6 protein-coding genes are annotated in these 5982 nt (G+C 71.8%); all 6 read right to left on the bottom strand.

Annotation, left to right across the window (positions count from 1 at the left end):
- Window positions 1–2338 (bottom strand): FtsK/SpoIIIE domain-containing protein (locus tag ACK5KK_RS14050; protein WP_416890709.1); only part of this gene is annotated, 2338 nt, incomplete at its 3' end.
- A gap of 98 nt (window positions 2339–2436) precedes the next feature.
- Window positions 2437–3213, bottom strand: a complete 777-nt coding sequence (locus tag ACK5KK_RS14045) for a PP2C family protein-serine/threonine phosphatase (protein WP_416890708.1) — start codon at window positions 3211–3213, stop codon at window positions 2437–2439.
- Window positions 3214–3291: 78 nt separating this feature from the next.
- Window positions 3292–3942, bottom strand: coding sequence for a large exoprotein (locus ACK5KK_RS14040; protein ID WP_416890707.1), 651 nt, complete (start codon window positions 3940–3942; stop codon window positions 3292–3294).
- Window positions 3943–4063: 121 nt separating this feature from the next.
- Window positions 4064–4813, bottom strand: a complete 750-nt coding sequence (locus ACK5KK_RS14035; protein WP_416890706.1) for a YaaA family protein — start codon at window positions 4811–4813, stop codon at window positions 4064–4066.
- 67 nt (window positions 4814–4880) lie between these two features.
- Window positions 4881–5141, bottom strand: coding sequence for a F0F1 ATP synthase subunit epsilon (locus ACK5KK_RS14030; protein WP_416890705.1), 261 nt, complete (start codon window positions 5139–5141; stop codon window positions 4881–4883).
- A gap of 1 nt (window position 5142) precedes the next feature.
- Window positions 5143–5982 (bottom strand): F0F1 ATP synthase subunit beta (gene atpD / locus ACK5KK_RS14025; protein WP_416890704.1); only part of this gene is annotated, 840 nt, incomplete at its 5' end.

The raw sequence follows: 5982 nt of genomic DNA, 5'->3' as shown, positions 1-5982 counted from the left end.
GCGGCACGGCACGCTCCTCGGTCCACGCCAGCTGGATGAGCCTGCGGCCGAGCCGCCCGCGCCCCGGTGGGGCGTCCGCGATGTGGTCGGCGGCCTCACCCCCGGCGGCGACGTGTTCGGTGCGCCCCGCCATCGCCAGCAGAATGCGTCGCGGCAGTAGGTCGGCCATCCGCGCGAGCCCTCCGCTGAGGCGCTGCGCCGTGACGACGAACCGCAGGCCCCGCCCGTGCGCCTCACGTGCCCCTCGCTCGAGCAGTTCGACGGCGGCGCTCCGGTACTCGTCGGGGAGGCGTGCCAGTAGCAGGTCGGCGTCATCGATGATGACAACGCTCCCCCGCGGCGCCGACTCGAGGCCCGCCAGCCCGTCCCAGCCCGCCTCCGCCTCGCAGGGTACCCGCACCACGTCCGTCGCCTGCGCGGCCACGACGCGCGCGGCCGTCGAGCGACCGCTCCCGGGGCGGCCCAGGACGAGAAGGCCGTCCGACCCGAGCAGCACCGGTGGTTGCGCCTGTTGTTCGGGTTCGTCGGCCACGCCCACGACGATCTCGCCGGGCCGGGCGATCTCGGCCAGCGGCATCCGCAGCGGCAGTGCCGGTAACCACGGCCGGATCGCGGGGGCATGCCCCGCCCCGGCGGCGGTGCACAGGCCCGGTGCGGCCGTCGCGACCCGGAACCGGACCGGCACCGGGTCGGCGCTGCGCCGCACCAGCGCGATGCCGCGCGCGTCGGCGGTGCCCGGGAGATCCGCCGCCGACCGATCCCCGAGAATCGCGCGGGCATCGGCCGCGTCGGTGACGCGCAGACTCACCCGCAGTCCCGCGTTGGCCAGCAGCGCGTCGCGGAAGACACCGGCCGCCCGCTGCGATGCCAGGATGAGGTGCATGCCGAGGGCCCGGCCGCGCGCGGCGACATCGGCGAACAGATCCTGCAGCACCGGGTGAGCGGCCACCAGGGCCGCGTACTCATCGACCACGATCACGAGGCGTCCCACCGTCTCCGGCACTTCCGCGACCTCACGCGCGGCGGCGTCGGCGAGCAGGCGCTCGCGGCGGCGGATCTCGGCACGAAGGCTCTCCACAGCACGCAATGCCGCCGGTTCGTCGAGATCGGTCAGGACGCCGGTCACGTGCGGCATCGCAGCAAGATGGTCGAACGTGCGCCCGCCCTTGAAATCCACCAGCAGAAACGCCGCCTGCTGCGGCCGGTACTGCCGGCACATTGCCGTGATCCACGTCGTGAGCAGCTCGCTCTTTCCCGACCCGGTCGTGCCGATCACGACGGCGTGCGGGCCGTCGCCGACCAAGTCCACGATCACCGGGTCGCCCGCCGCGACGCCGATCGTCACCGGCAGCGCTCCGGGCTGCGGGTCGGGCTGGACCGCATCGAGTCGCTCCAGCGACACCGCCGGGTCGGCGGATCCCGCCAGTGTCCGCTCGGCGCGGCGGGCCAGCATGACCGCGACCCGTAGCGCCTGACCGCGGGAAACGCCCTGCGCGTCGACCCCGCACTCCTCGCCCTCGGCCTCCAGCCGCGCCGTGGTCGCGTCGGTGAGGGTGAGCACCGAGCCGCACTGCGGCGGCACGGGGTCGCCGGGGCGGAGCCGGACGAACGGTATGTCCACGCCGGCAGCCACGGGCGTGCCGGGGCCGAACACCTGCACCGTCGGACCCTGTCCCCCCGCGACGTGCGGGAGGGCGGTCAGGCATTCCTCCGCAGCCAGAACGCGCAGCTGGCCGGGCGGGCGCACGCAGCACGCCTGCAGCACGAGCGCGCGCGCCACGGCAGCCGTCGTCGCGTCCGCCCCGACGACAGCCACCCCGGTCGTCAGCGGCACCGTCACCGGCATCCCCCGCACCCGACGCGCAGCCCGCCGGATCTGCGCCGCCAGTTCCGGGGACCCACCGCTGACCTGCGCGCGATGCTCCCCCTCCCCAACGCCGACGACCAAGACGTCCGACCGGCCCGCGACGGCCCGCCACACGTCGCTCGGGCGGTCGAGGAACCCCGCCAGTCCCGGTGTACGCTGCCACGCCGCCGCCCGAACGACGGCGTGCCGCTGCGCGATCTCACCGTGAGCGCGCTCGGCGGCGGCGGCAGCGACGCGGGCATCGTCACGGCGGCGCCGACGGCGCGCGCGCCGGGCGTCGAGCATGCTAGCGACCGCCAGCAACGGTCCCAGCAGCGCGAACCAGAGCGCGTACGGTGAGCGCATCACCGCCCACAACACCAGCGCTCCCACGACCGGTACCAGCGCCGCCCACGTTGGAAACGGCGTGCGGGGCGGATCGGGCGCGGGATCGGGCAGCCGCAGCGGTTCGTCGAGTTCTGTGGGATCCACTCCCCCAGCCGACCACAGGTGCGGCGCCCCGGACGCGGCGAAGCCCGCGTCCGGGGACGATCCGCGCCCGAGCGCGACTGGGGAGGACTCGGTGGCCCTCAGTCGCCGTCGGCGTACTGAGAGGCCAGCACGATGATCGTGACGTTGTCGCGACCGCCGTTGTCCAGCGCAGCGCTCAGCATCGCGTCGACCGCGTCGAGGGGGTCGTCGTGCTGCAGCAGGAAGTGCAGGATGCCGTAGTCGGTGAGCTCCTTGGTCAGCCCGTCGCTGCAGATCACGAACCGGTCGCCGTCGACGACCTCGAGTCGGACGTAGTCCGGGACGACGCCGTCGCTCGGGCCCACGGCCCGCGTGATGACGTTGCCGTAGGGATGGTTCTCGGCCTCCTCGGGGGTGAGCCGTCCGGCCGCGATCAGTTCCTGCACGACGGAGTGATCCGTCGTCACCTGCACGAGGCTCTCGTCGCGCAACAGATACACGCGCGAGTCACCGATGTTGAGCGTGACCCACGTCGGCTCGTCGCCGCTGTCGTCGAGGTACACGCCGGTCACCGTGGTTCCGGTGCCGTCGTCGGTGGATTCGGGGTGCGACTCGATGTCGGCCACCGCGCGGGACAGCGCCCGCTCGATCACCTTCGGCGACACCGTGCCCTTCGACGCGGCATCCCGCAGACGATCCACAGCGCTCGTGCTCGCGATCTCACCGCCCACATGACCGCCCATGCCGTCCGCGACGACGAACAGCGGGTAGTCGGCCAGCACCGCATCCTGATTCACCTCGCGGCGGCGACCGCGATCCGTGGCCGCCGCCCAGCGCAACGCCAGCGTGCCGTCCCGTAGCGGGACGCTCCGCGACTGTGTGGCCGGTTGGTGCACCTGATCACCCTTCTGTGGTCGTCGGGTGGCGCCCTGACACTCTAGCGCCCCCGCCCCGCGGGCCGGAGGCCCCGAGGATCAGGACCGGGGCAGCGTGGGGTCGGCGGGCGGTTCGGTCGTCGGCGGAGCCGGGGGCTCTGCCACCGGAGCCGCGGTCGCAGCGGGCGGTTCCGGCGCGGGAGGGGCGGGGTACTGCGCGCCGGGCGGGGGCGGTGTGGGTCCGGCTGCCGCCGCGGTCTGGACCGGGACGCCCTCCCAGACGGTCGAATCGGCGAAGAACCCGTTGCCCGCCCACGGCGCGGGCGGCACCGCGGTGTTCCAGCGAGAGCGGTCGAAGGCGAGGATGCCGAGCCACACCGGCGGGAGGAGGACGGCCAGGATCACCCAGGGACCCGGCTTTTGCAGTTTCAGGCCCACGCGCCACGCGGCGACGGCGAGGACGGCCGCCGGCACCAGCACCGTGATCGAGTTCAGGCCCGGCACAGCGCCGAGCACGATCACGACGCCGTATCCAATCAGGATGATCCAGGGGCTGAGGTCACCCAGTTTGCTGAAGACCATGGTGTTGTACACGGGGACCCAGGCGCGCCAGGCACCCTGCACACCCGCCTTCTCGAACACCTTCATGAGGAAGAAGGAGCACACGAGGTAGACGACGACGCCTGCCACGAGCAGGAGCGCCGAAAACAGTATGAACATGGCCGCGATGCCGCCATAGTTGGTGGTCACAAGATCCTCCGTCGGTCGGGAAGCTACTGGGGACGCGGGCACGTCGGGGGGCGCGCGTCACCTTATGCTATCGATTTCGATGGTCCGCGGCGCATTCGACGTCCCGACACGACGACACGGCTCACACGACGAGGTCGAGTTCACCGGGTGCGCCCGGCCGGAGGACGACCCCGGCCGTCGCGGCCCACTGCACGAACCCGTCGAGCGTGTTCACCCGTGGGCGGCTCGTCGCGAGGGTGCGCACCAGCGCGCCCTTCGCGTGCTTGTTGAAGTGGTTCAGGGCCCGGATCCGGCCACCGTGGGCGACGGTCACCACGCGCACATACGCACCCGGGATCTCCGCGGGAACGGGCCCCAGCGCCGCGTAGGCCTCCGACCGCAGGTCCACGATCACGCGTGGTGCCGCTGCGGCCAACGCCGACGAGACCGCGTCGGCCCACACACGGCGCAGCGGTGGCAGCCCCGGCACCGAGGTCCCCGCCGCCAGCCGGTACGCCGGGATCAGGTCGGTGGCTGCGATCGGACCGAACGGAGCGGAGTGGATCAAGACGTGGCGCGCGAGCCAGCGGCGCGCAGGACCGTCGAGCCCACCCGTGGTCAGCGCGTCGTACAGCACCCCGGTGTAGCGGTCGACGGCGGGCATCGTCGCCGTCTGGCGAAGCGCCGCATTGTGCGCGATGTCGCCGCGCTGGCGCGCACTGAGCTTGAGCACGCGCGCCGCGTCGTCCTCGTCGGCCGACAGCGCCACGAGTGCGTCCATCACCGTCTCGCGCACCGGATTGAGGGCCGGCAGCGCCCACCCGGTCGTATCGAGTGCGGGCCCGGACCCACCGGGGCGCTTGGTCTCGGACGGCGGCAACAGCATCAGCACGCGGACATCCCCTTCCTCCCGCGCGCCAGACGCCGCCCGGCGGGACCGGGCGGCGTCTGGTGAGGCGTCAGGACCGAAGCGCGGCGTGACCGGCGACGATCGTCAACTGGTCACGCTCCATCGAGAGGAAACCGTCGTTGGCCTCCGCGACGACCTTGCTGCCGTCTTCCTGGGTGATGCGCACCTCGCCCTCGGCGAGGATCGCGAGGACCGGCTCGTGTCCGGACATGAACCCGATCTCGCCCTCGACGGTCTTGGCCACGACGAGGCTCGCATCCCCCGACCAGACCTCTTCCTCGGCGGAGACGAGGGTGACCGTCAGCGCCATCTCAGCCGTTCTCCTTCTGGATGCGCGCCCAGTTGGCCTCGACATCCGAGATTCCGCCGACGTTGAAGAACGCCTGCTCGGCGACGTGGTCGAAGTCGCCGCGCACGATCGCGTCGAACGACTCGATGGTCTCCTTGATCGGCACCGTCGAGCCCTCCACACCGGTGAACTTCTTGGCCATGTAGGTGTTCTGCGACAGGAACTGCTGGATCCGGCGAGCACGGGCCACGACGACCTTGTCCTCCTCGGACAGCTCGTCGACACCGAGGATCGCGATGATCTCCTGCAGTTCCTTGTTCTTCTGCAGGATCTGCTTGACGGCCGTCGCGACGCGGTAATGGTCCTCGCCAATGTAGCGGGGGTCCAGGATCCGGCTCGTCGAGGCGAGCGGGTCCACCGCGGGGTACAGACCCTTCGAGGCGATCTCACGCGAGAGCTCGGTCGTGGCGTCGAGGTGCGCGAATGTGGTCGCCGGCGCCGGGTCGGTGTAGTCGTCGGCCGGCACGTAGATCGCCTGCAGCGAGGTGATCGAGTGGCCGCGTGTGGAGGTGATGCGCTCCTGCAGGATGCCCATCTCGTCGGCCAGGTTCGGCTGGTAGCCCACGGCGGAGGGCATGCGACCCAGCAGCGTGGACACCTCCGAGCCGGCCTGCGTGAAGCGGAAGATGTTGTCGATGAACAGCAGCACGTCCTGCTTCTGCACATCGCGGAAGTACTCCGCCATCGTCAGCGCCGACAGCGCGACGCGCAAACGCGTCCCGGGCGGCTCGTCCATCTGGCCGAACACGAGCGCGGTCTTGTCGAAGACGCCGGCCTCGTCCATTTCGTGGATCAGGTCGTT

It is taken from the genome of Microbacterium sp. (genome assembly GCF_047972865.1).
GTDB lineage: Bacteria > Actinomycetota > Actinomycetes > Actinomycetales > Microbacteriaceae > Microbacterium.
Note: the sequence above shows the minus strand (reverse complement) of the source record. Positions and strands in the feature narration are given on the sequence as shown.